Source organism: Bradyrhizobium sp. Ai1a-2 (genome assembly GCF_000426245.1).
Classification (GTDB): Bacteria; Pseudomonadota; Alphaproteobacteria; order Rhizobiales; family Xanthobacteraceae; genus Bradyrhizobium.
Map to the genome: position 1 here is coordinate 116,782 of NZ_AUEZ01000009.1, position 15,910 is coordinate 132,691.

The following is a 15,910-nucleotide window of genomic DNA, read 5'->3' on the forward strand; positions in this document are numbered from 1 at the left end:
AGAGTTGCTGGATATGAGCTACCGGGTGCTGAGTTTTGCGGACGCCTGCTCTTGCGCTTTTTTCAGTTCAGTCCAGGCTGGGGCCCATTGCAGGGCCTTGTTGTAGGCTTCCACCGCCTTGTTCCATTTCGCCTGACTTGAAAGGACGTCGCCTGTCGCCTTTAGAGGTTCGGCCCAGTGTGGCGACAGTCGATGAGCTGTTTCGAACTGCTGGAGCGCATGCATCTGGTCCCCATGACGGACGTGTGCCAGGCCTTCGCGATAGTAGGCAAAAGCAAGGCTTGGAGCCGCAGCTTGCGCTTTGCGGTAAGCGTCCAGCGCCGCGTCCCATTGGCCGCTCCGGTCGAGCGCGTCGGCCATGAAGGCACGGCATCGCACGAACCTCTGGTCTTGCAGCAGCGGCATGGCCTTCTCAACCTGTCCCGCTTCCGTGTAGGCATGTCCGAGGCTGCATTCGAAGTCCGAATAGAATGTCTTCAACTGAGCTGAACCGCGCCACAGCTTCAAAGCCGCTTCGAACCTGGCGATGGCCGTCTTGTAATCCCCGGCATCCAGGGCCTCATAGCCCGGCAGGGTTTCGGCGTCGAAAGACGTCGTCGCGTCTTCGGGGGGCGACTCCGCCAGGTACAGGTAAGCAGCCGTCCAGTCGTGACGGACCGCTTCCTGCTCTGCGATCCACGAGCTCGCATTATATTGTGCGCCTTCGCGATGAGCCAGCTTACGGTCAGCCAAAAGACCGGCGATGACCGCACCCGGATCTAATGTCATCTGAGCAAAATTCGTCTGGTCGTAGAGCGTCGGCTGTAACCGTGATGAGACATTCTTGGCCTCGGCCATCATCTTCAACCCGGATTGATATGCCGCCTCCTCTCCCTCCGTTTGTGGGAGGGTGCCGATCAGGTTGTTCCAGGCGCGCCAGTAGTGCGGTTTGAGGCTCATTGCAAAACGAAAGCGTTCGTCGGACTCCTTGGGGCGGCCGAGGATGAACAGCGCCTCGCCCCAGAGGTTTGCCAAGACAGGCCGGTCGGCGTCCGTTACTCGAGGGTAGGCCGTGCGGATAAACGCAATGGCGTCGTCCTGGCGATTTGCGGCGACCAGGTAACTTCCGAACAGCACGGGCTGAGCGTAGCCATAGACGTGTTCGGCGGCCTTTTTGGTCAGGGTATCGATATCGTCTATATCGCCTTCGAATGTCGCCGGCGGAATGCGATCTCCGCGGATGGAGAGCAGGAGCGTGCCTTTCTTGGTTTTGGTCAGCGCGCCATCGATGTGCGTGTCGTGACCGAACGTGCGATGCAAGGCGTTGTTGATCTGATCGAGCGAGATGCCGGCTTCGGGCACTTTGATTTCGATCGACTTGCTCCAGGCGTCCTTGATCTGCCGCTGGGCGGCAGAGAACTTCGTGCTGTCCTGGATCTTCAGGAGTTCATCGAGAACTTTGCCGGCGACAACGGTGCCGCTAAGTCCGTTTTCCGCCAACGAAGTTGGCGCTTCAAATTCATCGACGACGACGGCGTTGGAGAGAATCGCGGCGCCCCACATGGCAGCGACGCCGGCCGCCACCCCAAATCCAATCACAATAAACGCACACTGCACGATAATGCGCAGAATGTCGCTGATGCGCTTCCGGGCGGCGCCGTGTCTTTCCCTGATCTTTTCCTCTTCGAAATAGGAAATCTGGAGATCGATCAGTTTTTTGTTTGCGGACAGGAACGTGTCCGCGATGTCCTTGTCCGGCTCGTTGTTCTGCGACTGGTGCAGGGCGTAGGCCGCCGCCAGATCGGATGACAGGCGCAGTGCATCGGCGTTTTCTGCCTCTATTCCTTCGGGGACGAATTCCGGGGCCACAGGATGCTCTTTTGGCTGCAATTTAGATTGTTTGTCTTGATCTCTGATTTTCGGCAAAGTCGAATGTAGTAATTTTCCTGGAACGATCATTTTTCGATACTCAGGATGACAGCAACCATTTGCGGTATCAAGGACCGCGAAACAATGGAAGGTTGCTGGGGTACTTTTAGCCCTCGCAGCGCCAGATCCGCTGGACCCGACCGCAATCGACGTGGCAGCCGGCATTAACCAGGAGCGACGTGATCCGGCGACAGCCGTACCGCAACACCGTCTAGAGCCTTCCTCGCGCCGTGCGGTCTGTTCTGCCTCTTCGACCTGATTTCGTTTGTACGATCTCACCCGAAATGTTGCATCCGAATTGATGGCTCGGCTTTTGACGCGTCTGGCGTGACATTGCCTCACGGTCTGGAGCGATCCGTCGCGCTGTGCGGAGCGATCCCGATCAGGGAGGCGACCATGAAGTTCGATTCGATGTCGGACAGTATCCGGCTGCATGATCAGCCGCCCCATTATCCCTGGGACGATGGAAATCCCGCGTACGGTACCAAGTTCTCGCCGGCTCGCTTGCATCATCATTCGACCGATAGCCACGGCGATGCTGGAGACGTCAGCAGCGCCTCGTCCGGCTCGCCGCTCAGCGCATCCGCGGCGCCTTTTGATTCTCCTGCGAATGGAAGCGGTAGCCTTCACGGCAATGCGGACGTCCACCAGCCCGACAAGGCGCCGGCCGGCGGCTCTCCCGCACACCACTCCAATCCAAGCAAGAGCGACATCGGGACAATCGATACGGGGACGAACGAGGCCGGCAACGGCGGCGACGGATTTTTCTATGGAGGCATCATTCATGCCTCGCTGGTGATCTATCAGCCGATCAACATCGCAGTGTCCGTGGGATATGGTTCAATCGCCATCGCCGAGCAGACCAATGATGTGAATATCGACCAGTCCGCCTTCCAGATGGCCGGCATCGGGGGAAATGGCGGAGACGGCAACACTGCCGCCGGCGGAAACGTCGATGTCTCTTCGTCCGGCTCCAGCGGGATCACGACAGGCGACAATCACGCCGGTAACGGCGGCGACGGTCATTTCCTTGGAACGCTGCTGGATGCGCCCGTTGTCATCTACCATCCCGTCAACTTCGCATTTGCGGCTCCCGGCGGCACCGCGCACGCCACCCAGTCGAACACGGTCGAGATCGATCAGTCCGCCGTGCAAATCGCAGGCGTCGGCGGGCAGGGCGGAGACGGCAATGCCGCAGGCGGCGGCGACGTATCCGTTCACGGTCAATCCAGCGGCGGTGGAAGCGGATCGAACCTGGTCGACACCGGCGGCAATCAGGCCGGCAACGGCGGCGACGGCCAATTTCACGGCGACCTCGTTCACAAGTCCATCGCCGTCTATGATCCCGTCAACATCTCGGTCGCGGGATATAATTCCACCAGCCAATCGTACCAGCTCAATGACGTGCATCTGGACCAGTCCTCGTTCCAGATGGCCGGCGTCGGGGGCGACGGCGGCAGCGGCAATGTCGCGGCGGGCGGCACCGCAGCGATCATCTCCGCACTGCTGGGCGGCGGCTCGGATGCGATTGCAACCGGACACAACAGCGCCGGCAATGGCGGCAGCGGTCATTTCTCCGGCAGTCTCATCGACGTCAGCGTCGCGATCTATGCTCCCATCAACATCGCCATCGCCGGGCCTCATTCGACCGCCGAAGCGGACCAGATCAACAACGTCCATATCGATCAGAGCGCGGTTCAGATCGCCGGAATCGGCGGCAGCGGCGGCCACGACAATCTTGCGTTCGGCGGCGATGCCGCGATGCACCTGTTGTCAGATCTTCATCTGATCGGATAGAGCGTTTTCGAGCGAATGCCGGTTCGCACAGCAATCAAGTTTGTGCAGATTGCGTAGACATATCCGCGCAGAAACGCGTCAGTACAAAAATCGAAAGCTTCGATTCTGATTTCGTCAGAACCGACCCTCGCCGAATTTCGATAGGGCATGTAATCCTTTCGGGCGTAGGCCTGTCGAACCGCATGACATCCTATTTGGCATCTATCGCGCGCGCGTTGGCGGGGATCAGATTCGCTCGGCACGTCCGCCTCCAGAACCGGGACGGATGTCGCGCGACGGCAAACTCAGCACGGAGGCTCAAATGTCGAAAGGCAAGGGATTTCTCAAGGTTTCCGATTCGATCGATTTCAAATCAATCGACACGGGTGGCCAGAGCGTCGGAAACGGCGGCGACGGCTATTTCAAGGGAAGTGTCAGCAATTCACCATCCATCAAGTTCGATCCATCGAACAAGGCTGAAGGCTCTGACGTACACGTCAAGACCGGCGACTACGTCAGTCAAAAGGCATCCTGGGATGCCGACGGCGGCGACGCCAAGGCGTGGAAGCACTCGAAGGCTGAAGGCGGCGACGCCAAGTCGAACGGCGATCAGAGCTCGTCCAGCGGTTACGACACCTCCAAGGTGTACGCCAACACGACGGCGCATCAGTCGAACTACCTGAAGGCAGACATGCACCAGGAAGTCGCGGCGGGCATCGGCGGCGATGGCGGGAGTGATAATCTCGGCATGGGCGGAGACGTTGACGTCCATATTGATACGTTCTGATCGGCGCCTCATTAAGGCGACTGAGGCCGGCGGTTCGTGCCGCCGGTCTCCGATTTTCCCGCGAAGCAATCCGCGCAAAATAGGTCAAGCCGAGAAGCTCGGGCGGTGACGATCATGCTGGTGCCGCAGCTCCGGTTAACTCTGCTGCAGACTCCCTGGACGCCGCTGCAGGCGGCGCTGCGGACCTGCGCAGGCTCGCTCGGGATGGTGTTCGCCTATAGCTGCAGCTACAATCTGCTGCTGTTCGCCCCCTCGATCTATCTGCTCCAGATCTATGATCGCGTGCTGCCGAGCCGCAGCAACGAAACGCTCCTGATGCTCACTTTGATCGTCGCGCTCACGGTCGTGGTGGGCGGGGTGCTTGACGCGCTGCGCCGGTCCGTATTGGCGCGCCTGGGTGCATGGCTGGAAGACCGGCTTCGTCCCACCGTGCTGTCCGCCTGCCTCGACCATGCCTTCCGCAACGATTCCGCGCGCGCTTCGGATGCCTATCGCGATCTCACGGCAGCGCGCCAGTTCGTCGAATCCGGCGCGTCCCTGACGCTGCTCGATGCGCTCTGGATCCCGCCATTCCTCGCCGTGCTGTTTTTCGTGCATCCCCTGCTTGGAGGCATTGGCGCGTGCGCCGTGTTGTTTCTGTTCGGCCTTACGGTTGCCGGCGATCTATTGACCGAGGAGGCGCTGGCGAAATCCGCGATTGCCCTCTCCAGAAGCTACGGCCGTCTTGCGACGGTCGCAGGCCACGTTCACTTGATCCGCAGCATGGGAATGCTCGATGACATGGCGCGCCGCGTCTATCTCGATGCGCGCAACGCGCAAAGCGAATACGAGCTGGCACAGCGGCGGAATGAGATCATCATGCTGATCGCGAAGCCGACGCGTTCGCTGGCGCAGGTTCTCATCATGGGCGCGGCCGCGTGGCTGGTCCTCGATCACGGCAAGAGCGCGGCGATCATCTTTGTCACGATGCTGATGTTCAGCCGTGCGCTGGCGCCGGTCGAAGGCGCCGTTGCAAGCTGGAAAGCACTGCGAAGAGCCCTGGATGCCTACCAGCGGCTGACCGCCATCCTCGCTGCTGTTCCATCTGCATCCGAGAACGCGGACAGTCCTTCGGAACAGCCGACGGGCGATCTCGTCGTCGACAATATCGGCGCAAAGGTTTCGGAGGGCGCGTGGTTTCCGGTCAAGACCGTCTCGTTCCGTCTCGCGCCGGGAGAATGCCTCGGCATCATCGGTCCATCGGGCTCCGGCAAGTCCACATTGGCCGGCATCATTGCCGGGATCCTGTTGCCGGGGCAGGGGCGCGTTCTCCTCGGCGAGACCGACATCTCGGTCCTGCGCGGAGGGCGGCAGGGCCGTTACCTCGGCTACTTGCCACAGGACATCGATCTCGTCGGAGAGACGATCAAGGACATCATCGCGCGGCTGGACGACGCTGATCTGCCCAAGGTCATGCATGCCGCAAAGCTCGCCGGGATCCATGAGAGCATCCTGCGGCTGCCGCTGGGATACGATACGGTCGTCACCAATGGCGGGGGTGTATTCTCGCGCGGATTTCGCCAGCGCCTCGGGCTGGCGCGGGCATTTTTCGGCGAGCCGCGGCTGGTCGTGCTGGACGAGCCGAATGCCAGCCTCGACTACACCGGCGAGCGCGTGCTGCTGGATGCCATCGAACAACTGAAGATCGCCAGCGCCACGGTGGTCATCGTCACGCACCGCATGGGCATCCTGGCGGCGACGGACAAGATCGCCATCATGCAGGACGGCGCGGTCACGGCGTTCGGTGACAGCGAGGAGATCTTCGAGCGGCATTTGAGCCGGCCGCAAGTGGCTTCCCAAGTGGTTACGCAGGAGACGGCTGTCCCGTGATCGCAAACCTACGAGCCCTCGTGCGGTTACCGCCCGCCATCCTGCCGAGGCGCGAGAGCCGGGTCGTGATCACCGCGATTGACGAGTTCGAGCAACGGCAGTTTCCGTGGTGTCCGGCACCGACGCAGGCCTCGCCGCGTCTCAGGCTCCGCCGCGTCACCCTGGCAGGCAATCTCCTGGTCGTAGGTTTTGTGCTGGGTCTCGGAATCTGGTCGGCCTTTGCTCCGCTTGAAAGCGCCGCGATCGCGTCCGGCGTGGTCGAATCGGAATCGAGCCGGAAGACGATCCAGCACCTCGAGGGCGGCATCGTCAGGAAAATTCTGGTCGCCGACGGCGATCTTGTGACGGCGGGACAGACGCTGATCGCGCTCGACGACACCAGGCCCCGCGCCGAAGTGCAAAGCCTGCAGGGGCAGTTGTGGGATGCGGCCGCGCGTGAGGCAAGGTTACTTGCCGAGCAGCAGGGCCAGGAACTGATCTCGTTTCCGGCCTGGCTCGACAGGATCCGAACCACGAGTGGTTCGGTCGATTCCGTGCTGGTGGCACAGCAAAACATCTTTGAAACCCGCCGGCAGGTGTTCCAGTCCCAGGCCACCATCCTCAGGGAGAAAAGACTTCAGGTCGCAAAGGAGATCGAGGGCCTCAAGTCGCAGGAGGACGCGGTGGCGCAGCGGGCCGCGATCGTGCGCGAAGAGCTGGACATGGTGACGATCCTGGTCAACAAGGGGCTGGAGCGCCGTCCGCGCCTGTTGAACCTCGAACGGGAGCTGGCTGATATCGAGGGACGGCGCGGCGAGATCATCGCGCATATTTCGCGCGCCAAGCAGGTGATCAGCGAATCGCAGGCGACACTCCTGAAGCTGGAAAGCGACCGGCAGAACGAGATCGCACAGTCATTGCGCGAGGCGCAGAACCAGGGCTTTCAGCTGCGCGAAAAATTGCTGGCGGCGCAGGACCAGTTGTCCCGGACGGAGGTCAAGGCGCCGGAGGACGGGGTGATCACCGACCTGCGGATTCACACGCCGGGCGGCGTCATCGGGGCCGGCGCTCCCTTGATGGATCTGGTGCCCCGGCAGGACAGGCTTGTCGTGATCGCACGCCTCAAGCCGGAGGACATCGACGTTGTTCATCCAGGGCTGAACGCCGATGTGCATCTCTTGCCGTACAATCAGCGTCGTGTCCCGCGTCTGAAGGGAACGGTGATGCACGTATCGGCCGACCGCCTGCTCGACAAGCGCACCGACCAACCGTATTACGCGACGAAAATCCGCGTCCAGGATTCCAAGATCGTCGAGAATGGCTTGAAGATCATTCCCGGAATGCCGGCCCAGGTGTTCATCACAACCGGGCGCGGCACCGTGGCGATCTACGCTTTGCGGCCCCTGCTCGACAGCTTCCACACCGCCTTCAGTGAAGATTGAGCATGATGAGATCATGCCGGATCGCATCCGCGATGGATGCTGCGCTCCCTCTCCCGCAAGCGGGAGAAGTTATAGCGTTTTCGAGCGAAGTGGACGCCGGTTCGCGTGAAGAAAACGCGTCAAAACAAGAGCTAGAGCTTCGGTTCTGATTCAATCAGAACCGAAAATGCGCTAGTGAACCAGCCAAGTCAGGATGCCGAGAAGGCACCGGGCTCCGGTGCGCGGTGACCGGTCGATCTTGCGCGCCAGCGCAGCACAGCCTCGGTGCGATTGCGAGCGGCACATTTCCGCATGATGTGGTGAATGTGCATCTTCACCGTGTTTTCCGAAAGCTTCAGTTTGGCGGCAATCAGCTTGTTGGGCAGGCCGAGCTCCAATTCCGCAAGCACGTGTTGCTCGCGCGGCGTGAATTCGATCTGGTCCTTGTTTGCCAGATATATCGGCGCCAACGGGCGAGGATAGACCGGCTCGCAGCCCGAAGACTCATTCTTTCCCTCAATTGAAAGCGGCCTGTAGACGCCGCCGGCGAGAACAAGACGCAGGCCGGCGACAGCGAGCTCGACCGGGATCGAGGTCGGAAAAAAGCCGCGAACTCCCCGATGCAGGGCCGCAAGCGCGGTGGCTTCATCATCCCGGTTGCAGAACAGGGCGATCGAGGCGTTGGGGCAGCAATCGGCGAGCAGGGCGAGATCGCCGGCGACCGAGGGATCGGCCACCGACTTGTCCCCGATGCTGAGCGCTGCCAGCCGAACGTCTCGTCCCGTCGCGCAGCCGAGAGTGTCGGTCGTGGCCATTTCGACGATTTCGAATCCGATCAGCTCCTGCCGGAGAATGTGCAGAATGCAGGTCCGCGCCAGCGTGAGCGGATCGATGATGAGCAGGACCGGCAACGGCAACGATCCGTTGAGCCGCTCCGCAGCAGAGACAAGGTCGTCCATAATATCCTCAATAGAAGGAATTGCTGACCTACCCCAATCATTTCCATCTCAATGAATTAGCGTCGCGCAACCGGCTCAAGGCGCGAGCCTCTTGCCGATCGAGCGCGCACGTTGGTCACCGGGGTCCGCTTTCCCGGTGTCACGCCTCAGTTGCAAATATTCCGATATGCGATCGCCGCGGCTGAGTCCGCTTTGCCGTCGACGACGTAGACGTCATCCTCCTTCACGAGATACAGAAACGGCTTCTCCCCGGTGTCCTGGCCCGACGCCTTTTTTCCCCTGACATGACCACAGATCGTGTCCACCGACCGCCCCAGCGTATTCTTCCTGATTGCCCGCTTCGCGTCGGTGAACTCGGCCGACGCCGGATCTTCCATTTTTGCAGCCACCGACATCTTCGCTTTGCTCAGGACGGCATCGGATGTTTCAGCAGCAGCGGGGCGGTCCGCCATCGCCTTCGGCGCGGGGTTTTTGGCACGCGCGAGCCGTGTGTCCCGACGGGGCGGTGATCGCTTCTCGGGCTTCGCCGCCGTTGCAGCCTTCGCTGTCTTCGCCGCGGGATTGGGCGCGGGCGCGGGCGCGATCGCCTTCGGCTCCGTCGGAGGTGGCGCGCTGCCATCGAAGCAGATTTTCGACCCGCACATCTGCAAGCTCGCCTGCGTAGACACAGGCATGCCATAGCCGATCAGCATTCCTGCCACCAAGCCAATGAGAAGCAGTCCCATGCAATCCCTCTCCTCGGGGCGGGCAGACTTCCACTCGCACTTCTTGCGACTTGATTTTGCGCTGATCCTCTATGTGTCTCGCAAAAGCGTTAAGCGCGCATTAAGCTTGGAACCGTTGTTCGGTCGCGCGCCTCCATGGTTAACGCGGCGCGAGCAGGCACAAAGCGCATGATGTGGTCCGCAAAATCCGTGGGACGTTTGATCAGGATCTGCGCTCTGGGCCCGTGATGCTGTAAAGCTCATCGTCATGCCAGACCTGACTCAACTCGCGCTCTTCTTCGCCGCCGCTTTGGTGCTCGCCGTCACGCCCGGTCCGGGCATCTTCTACGTCGCTGCACGCACGCTCGCTGGCGGTCGTGCGGAAGGCGTGGCCTCCAGCTTTGGCACCGGATTGGGCGGCATGGCCCACGTCCTCGCGGGCAGCCTGGGCGCTTCCGCCATCGTGCTCGCAAGCGCGGAACTATTCACAGCACTGAAGCTGATCGGCGCCGCCTATCTGATCTGGATCGGCCTTCGCACTTTCCAATCCGCTCGCTGGGACGCGTCGGCGAGTTTAAATGGTGGATTGGCGGCACCACCGATCGGGCCGTGGCGGGCATTTCGTGAAGGAATGCTGGTCGAGGCGCTGAACCCGAAGACCGCGGCCTTCTTCCTGGCCTTCGTTCCGCAGTTCGTAGACCCGGCCGCAGGGCACGTCGCTTTGCAATTCGTGGTGCTTGGCTTCGTGTCGGTCGCGCTCAACACCCTCGCCGATGTCGTGGTCGCCTTTGCGGCGAGCCGCATCCGCGAAGGAGCGGCAGCACGTCCTGCGTTGATCCGCCGCCTGCGAGAGGCGTCGGGAGCGGCGATGATCGCGCTAGGCATCGGGCTCGTTCTGGCGAAGCGTCCGACGAACTGATTGACGAACCGCCACCGCTCGATGGTCTTGTGGCGCGTCCTGGTCTAGCCTGAAGCCGGGGCGGGACTTCATCCCGTGGACGGTGATCGTGCGGTCCGACCGCGAAGCTCCAACACGTACGAGGACGAGGGGCGGAGCCATCTCCCTGGGCGGAGTCAGGCCGCCGTGGCCATGGGCCGTGCTGGCGTGGGCCGCGCTGCTCCTGGCAATACTCGTGTCGTTCAGGCCGGCGGTCCCGGTCATCTGGGGCGACACGCCGCCCTTCGTGGAATCCGCGCTTCGCACGCTCGAGGCAGGGCAGCCGACCGTGGCGGGTGGGCGCGATCCGGGTTACCCGGCGTTCCTGGCCGTGACGTTTGCGTTCGGAGGCGATCTCGGAACGGTGGTGCGCCTGCAGCAGGCGGCCTGGGTCGTTCTGATGCTGGCGCTTGCGATAGCCGCGCAGGCGGCGACGCGCCGCGCTGCCGCGCTCGTGCCGATCATCCTCGTCGCGATGTATCCGGGCCTGTTGCTGTTCAGGAACGTCCTCACCGCGGACCTTCTGTTTGCGGTCTTCCTCAATCTGGCAGCGGCAGGATTGCTCATTGCCATCTGCGTCGACGGGGCGGCGCGATGCTGCGCGGTCGTTGCCTCCATCCTGTGCGCGGTGGCCGCGGCGTGCTTGAGGTCGCAGGGGCTGCTCGTCCCGTTCGCGGCCATCCTGGTGGGCGCCTGCCTCGTCCAGCCGAAGACGCCCGTTCGCCTTGCCGTGATGGCCGCAGCCGTCGCGACGGCGCTGGTGCTCTTCGCTGCCGGCTCCCGTTTCGGAGCTTCCAGCTCCGACCAGGCCTCGGCTGTGTTCGTCCCCAAGACATTGTTCTGCAATCACCTGAACATCGTGCTTGCAAGCGACGCGGCGCGAGCCGAGATCGTATCGGCGGCGGGTGATCGCGCTGATGCCGCGATGGCGCGGCTTGCCGCCGACTTCGCCGCGGAGCCGGGCCGCTGGCCCGTGCTCGGGTTCTTCGGCGATGCGTGCCTGTTCGACAGCGAACTGGATCGCGATCTCGCCGACAAGACCGGAAATGCCAACAGTGCGGCTGCCGCCTATTGGCGCGTCTTCCTGGCTGCCGTGCGCGATCGGCCGCTGGCCTACGCAGGAAAAGTCGTCCGGCAGATGGGCTATGGCCTCTTGCTGGCATGGCCGCCCTATGGACTCGAACCCGTCATACCGGTGTCCAACGACGACGTGCCGCACGTGTCTGAGATCATGACGCGGCACGGCCGGGCGGCTCAGCCGATCGATCTGCAAGGCGGACCAGTTCGGATCGGCCTGATGTCCGATTTCCCGGCGGTGTCAGCCTATCTGTTCAGGGCCCTATCCGCCGCCTTCGTTGTCGCCGTCATATTCTGGACGGTGGCCGCTGTGCGGCGTCGGCGCCGAGCTTTCGTCACCCGCGGAGGCATCGTGGTCGTGATGTGGGCAGCCTCGATCGCAGCCGCCGCCGGCGCCCACACCCTCGATGTCTCGCGTTACCTGATTCCCGGAGTGCCGATGGTGGGCCTCATGCTGTCCCTGTTCGCCGTCGAACTGGCTGAGACGATAAAGGCCGATCGCGCGGCTTCTAAAAGCCGAAAAATTCCCGGCGCAGCGCCTTCTCGTATTCGGCCTTGGCCGCCTTGACCTGGCTGCGCATCGCGTCTTCGTCCATATGGGCCTGCTCCCATTGGTCGACTTCCGCCACTGAATGATTGACCGAAGCGAGCGCTTCCTCCTTGCGGATGGCGGCGATCCAGGTCTCCACCGCGTTCTTGTAATTGGCCTGCAAAATGTCGAGCTCGGGATGCGCGTCGTCGCTCATGTCAATCTCCATAATTGAATATCGGGTCGGCATCCGAATTGTTACCGGCCCTGCATGAACGAACGACGACATGGGTAGCGCTCGTAGCCCGGGTGGAGCGAAGCGCCGCCCGGGGCATCTCCGTCAACGTCGAGCAGCGGTCCCGGGCTACGCTGGCGCTTCACCCGGGCTACTGCACGCTACGGCACGGGGCTTACTGCGCCGTCTGCTGCCGCAGCTCCGCCACGTCCTTTGCCGTGAGCTTCGAGCCCTTGGCGCCGAAGCGCGCGGTGACGTAGTTGGCGACCGCCGCGATCTCGTCATCCGAATAGGCGTTGCCGAATGCCGGCATCGAGAGCGCGCCGTCCGGCGTATAGCGCTTGGTGCCGGATATGACGATCTGCGCGACGTTGGTCGCGGCGGGGTCGTTTACAGACCATGCACCGGTCAGCGTCGCCATCGGCGACACCAGGCTCTCGCCGCTCCAGCCGTGGCAGCTTACGCAGGCGCCTTCGAACACCATCTTGCCGCGGGCATCCGGCGTTACGCCGTCCTTGTGCGAGGCGGGCGCGGCGGGTGCCGTGGTCGCCGGCAGATCGGGCGAGGGCTGCGGTGGCACGCTGCGCAGGTAGACTGCGAGGGCGCGGATGTCCTCCGGCGCGAGCTGGCTCAGGCTTTGGTCGACCGCTTCGCCCATCGGCCCGGAAGCGGAGCCGTGGCCGAGTGCGTGGCCGGTCGCGAGGTAGGAGACGAGCGCGTCATCGCTCCAATTGCCGAGACCAGTGGCCTTGTCGGAAGAGATATTGAAGGCGCGCCAGCCCGCGGTCACGGCGCCCGCGAACTTCTTGCGGTTGTCGAGCGCGAAGCCGAGATTGCGCGGCGTGTGGCACTCGCCGCAATGGGCGAGCGCTTCGGCGAGGTAGGCGCCCCGATTCCATTCGGGACTCTTCGAGGTATCAGGCGCAAAGCGCGTGTCCGGGTTGAACACCGCCGACCAGAACAGCATCGCCCAGCGCTGGTTGAACGGGAACGCCAGCGTGTTCTCCGGCGCCGGCGCGCGCACTGGCGGCAGGCTGAACAGATAGGCCTTCACCGCCAGCACGTCCTCGTCCGTCATGTAGGTGTAGGACGGATAGGGCATCGCCGGATAGAGCATTGCCCCGTCATGGCGCTTGCCGCGCTGGACCGCGTTCAGGAAATCCTGGTCGCTGTAATTGCCGATGCCGGTTTCCTTGTCGGGGGTGATGTTGGTCGAATAGAGCGTGCCGAACGGCAGCTTGAACGCCAATCCTCCGGCAAATTCCTTCTCACCTGGTTTGGTATGGCAGACCATGCAGTCCGCCGCCTTCGCCAGATATTCACCGCGCTCGACCAGGCTCGCTTTCTCCAGCGCCGCCGGCACACCGGTCGGTTTGCCGGCACGGTAGTCGGCGACGGCCACCTTGCTGCCGCCGGAGAAATCAAGCGGGCCGGGACCACGAACGATCCAGACGCCGATCCCAACTGCCGCAATGACGATCACGGCAAGGCTCAACAGGATACGCATTGCCGGTCTCATGCCTTCTTCCCCATGGCGATCAGCGAGCGATCGATCGGCATCCGCCGCAGCGCCACGCCGGTTGCGGCAAGAATCGCGTTGCGCAGCGCCGGCGGTCCGGCATTGACGCCTGCCTCGCCGATGCCGCCGGGCGGCTCGCCACTCTTGACCACGTGCACCTCGATCTTCGGCGTCTGGTCGATGCGCAGCATCCGGTAGTCATGGAAGTTCGACTGCTGCACGCGGCCCTTGTCGATGGTGATCTCACCGTAGAGCGCCGCCGTCAGCCCGAAGATCAATCCGCCCTCGATCTGCGCCTTCACGGTATCAGGATTGACGGCGATCCCAGTGTCGACCACGGAGACGACACGGCGCACCGCCACTTCGCCCAGTTCGTCGATCTCGGCCTCCACCACGGTCGCGATGAAGGTCTCGAACGACGGCTGCAGGCAGACGCCGCGCCCGACACGCGGCGGCAGCGGTTGGCCCCAATTGGCCTTCTCCGCGGCGGTGTTGAGCACCGCCAGTGCACGCGGCTTGTTCGCCAGCATAGCGCGGCGGAATTCCACCGGGTCCTTGCCGGCCTTGCGCGCCAGTTCGTCCATCGCGCATTCGACCGCGAACACGTTGTTGTTCGGGCCGACGCCCCGCCAGAAGCCGGTCGGCACCGCCGGCGGCTCGGCACGGACATATTCGACATGGAAGTTCGGGATGTCGTAGGGCGCATCGACTGCGGCATCGACCGCGTCGATGTCGATGCCCTTCTGGAATGCCGGCGGCAGCCAGCGCGCCAGCACCGCCGAACCCGCGACCTTGTATTTCCACGCCGCCACCTTGCCGTCGACCAGCGTCGCGGTGACGGTGTCGCGATAAACAGGGCGATAGACGTCGTGTTGGATGTCCTCCTCGCGGGTCCACACTACTTTCACGGGATAGTCGACCTGCTTGGCGATCTTCACCGCTGCAACGACCATGTCCGGCTCCAGCTTGCGGCCGAAGCCGCCGCCGAGCAGGTGGTTATTGACGATCACCTTCTCGACCGGAAGGCCGGCGGCCTTGGCCGCTTCCGACTGTACCCGGCTCGCGATCTGCGTGCCGGTCCAGACCTCGCAACTATCCGGTTTGACGTGGATGGTGGCGTTGATCGGCTCCATCGAGGCGTGCGCCAGGAACGGCATCTCGAAGCTGGCTTCGAACTTGTCGCCGGTCGCAAGCCCCTTGGCGATGTCGCCGACAGATTTGGCGACCGCGCCATCCTTCTCGCTGGCGGCGCGCAGATGTTGCCAGATTTCCTTCGAGCCGATCCTGGCATTCGGCCCTTCGTCCCACTCGATCTTGAGCGCTGCGAGGCCCTTCTTCGCCGCCCACATGTGATCGCCGATCACGGCGACCGTATCGTCGAGCACCACGATCTTGCGCACGCCGGGCACCTTCTGCGCGGCGGTATCGTCGACCTTGGCGACTTTGCCGCCGAACACGGGACAGGCCGCGACGGTTGCGAACTTCATGTCGGGCAGCAGCGCATCGATGCCGTAGACTGCCTTGCCGTTGACCTTCTCCGGCGTATCCAGGCGCTTCAGCGGTTGGCCGATATAGACGAAGTCCTTGGGGTCCTTGAGCGGGACATCCTTGGGCGGCGTCTGGCCCTGCGCGGCGAGCGCCAGCGCGCCATAGCCGAGCTTGCGGCCGCTGGCGGCATGCGTGACCTCGCCCCTGGACGTCGTGCAGCTTGCGGGATCGACCTGCCATTCGGCGGCCGCGGCCTGCACCAGCATGGCGCGGGCGCTGGCGCCGGCGGTGCGCAGCGGCTTCCACCACGCGCGGATCGAGTTGGAGTTGCCGGTCACCTGCAGGCCGAAGGTGGGGTTGCCGTAGAGCTTGTCGTTCGGCGGCGCGTGCAGCAGCGCGACCTTGGTCCAGTCGGCATCGAGCTCCTCGGCGAGGATCATCGAAATCGAGGTGTAGGTGCCCTGGCCCATTTCGACCTGCGGCATGATCAGCGTGGTGTTGCCGGTCTCGTCGATGCGGATGAAGGCGTTCGGTGCGAACTTGCCCGCGGTCACGTCGGCCGGCTGCACCGGCTCGTTCACGGCATAGCTCGCCGCGCGCAGCGGCAGATGGAAGGCGAGCAGGAAGCCGGTGGCGAGTCCACCGGTGAGGAGCGCACGCCGCGAGACGCCGTCCGCGCTGTTTTCCTGGCGGAGTTTTTCTGTTGTCAGCATGATGCGTCC

The 15,910-nt window shown here is 63.1% G+C and carries 12 protein-coding genes; 6 read left to right on the forward strand and 6 right to left on the reverse strand.

The genetic code is table 11. The annotated features are described in order from the left end of the window. Positions 1–18: 18 nt before the first annotated feature. Positions 19–1,938 carry a BTAD domain-containing putative transcriptional regulator gene (locus K288_RS0109320; RefSeq protein ID WP_160168953.1) on the reverse strand — a complete coding sequence of 640 codons (1,920 nt, stop codon included), beginning with the start codon at positions 1,936–1,938 and terminating at the stop codon, positions 19–21. 366 nt (positions 1,939–2,304) lie between these two features. Here K288_RS0109320 and K288_RS45075 point away from each other — a divergent pair, with 366 nt between their 5' ends. From K288_RS45075 to K288_RS0109340, 4 genes are all read left to right on the forward strand, one after another. Continuing rightward, positions 2,305–3,705, forward strand: coding sequence for a hypothetical protein (locus K288_RS45075; RefSeq protein WP_051334441.1), 1,401 nt, complete (start codon positions 2,305–2,307; stop codon positions 3,703–3,705). Positions 3,706–4,006: 301 nt separating this feature from the next. Continuing rightward, complete coding sequence (locus K288_RS0109330) at positions 4,007–4,471, forward strand: hypothetical protein (RefSeq protein WP_027579306.1); 465 nt, start codon at positions 4,007–4,009, stop codon at positions 4,469–4,471. 114 nt (positions 4,472–4,585) lie between these two features. Further along, a complete protein-coding gene (locus tag K288_RS45080) occupies positions 4,586–6,340 on the forward strand; it encodes an ATP-binding cassette domain-containing protein (RefSeq protein WP_051334444.1) in 1,755 nt (584 codons plus the stop codon). Positions 6,341–6,360: 20 nt separating this feature from the next. Beyond that, complete coding sequence (locus K288_RS0109340; RefSeq protein ID WP_244443110.1) at positions 6,361–7,761, forward strand: HlyD family type I secretion periplasmic adaptor subunit; 1,401 nt, start codon at positions 6,361–6,363, stop codon at positions 7,759–7,761. A 188-nt stretch (positions 7,762–7,949) separates the two neighbouring features. Here K288_RS0109340 and K288_RS45085 read toward each other — a convergent pair whose 3' ends face one another. Together K288_RS45085 and K288_RS54655 are read right to left on the reverse strand one after the other, a co-directional pair. Then, positions 7,950–8,699 carry a response regulator transcription factor gene (locus K288_RS45085; RefSeq protein WP_043159531.1) on the reverse strand — a complete coding sequence of 250 codons (750 nt, stop codon included), beginning with the start codon at positions 8,697–8,699 and terminating at the stop codon, positions 7,950–7,952. Between the two features lie 146 nt (positions 8,700–8,845). Then, positions 8,846–9,391, reverse strand: a complete 546-nt coding sequence (locus K288_RS54655; protein WP_244443111.1) for a hypothetical protein — start codon at positions 9,389–9,391, stop codon at positions 8,846–8,848. A 280-nt stretch (positions 9,392–9,671) separates the two neighbouring features. Between K288_RS54655 and K288_RS0109355 the strand changes: the two genes are divergently transcribed. Both K288_RS0109355 and K288_RS0109360 read left to right on the forward strand, forming a co-directional pair. Further along, on the forward strand, positions 9,672–10,322 hold the full coding sequence (locus tag K288_RS0109355; RefSeq protein ID WP_027579309.1) for a LysE family translocator: 651 nt from the start codon (positions 9,672–9,674) through the stop codon (positions 10,320–10,322). A 178-nt stretch (positions 10,323–10,500) separates the two neighbouring features. Further along, positions 10,501–11,985: a hypothetical protein gene (locus K288_RS0109360; protein ID WP_027579310.1), complete on the forward strand. Its 1,485-nt coding sequence runs from the start codon at positions 10,501–10,503 to the stop codon at positions 11,983–11,985. Here the strand turns inward: K288_RS0109360 and K288_RS0109365 are convergent. From K288_RS0109365 to K288_RS0109375, 3 genes are all read right to left on the reverse strand, one after another. Further along, entirely contained in the window at positions 11,927–12,163 is a 237-nt protein-coding gene (locus tag K288_RS0109365; protein WP_027579311.1) for a hypothetical protein, read from the reverse strand. The genes K288_RS0109360 and K288_RS0109365 overlap by 59 nt on opposite strands. A 193-nt stretch (positions 12,164–12,356) precedes the next feature. After that, positions 12,357–13,700: a cytochrome c gene (locus K288_RS0109370; RefSeq protein WP_027579312.1), complete on the reverse strand. Its 1,344-nt coding sequence runs from the start codon at positions 13,698–13,700 to the stop codon at positions 12,357–12,359. Further along, entirely contained in the window at positions 13,697–15,901 is a 2,205-nt protein-coding gene (locus tag K288_RS0109375) for a molybdopterin cofactor-binding domain-containing protein (RefSeq protein ID WP_027579313.1), read from the reverse strand. The genes K288_RS0109370 and K288_RS0109375 overlap by 4 nt, the downstream gene beginning before the upstream one ends. Positions 15,902–15,910: the final 9 nt, after the last annotated feature.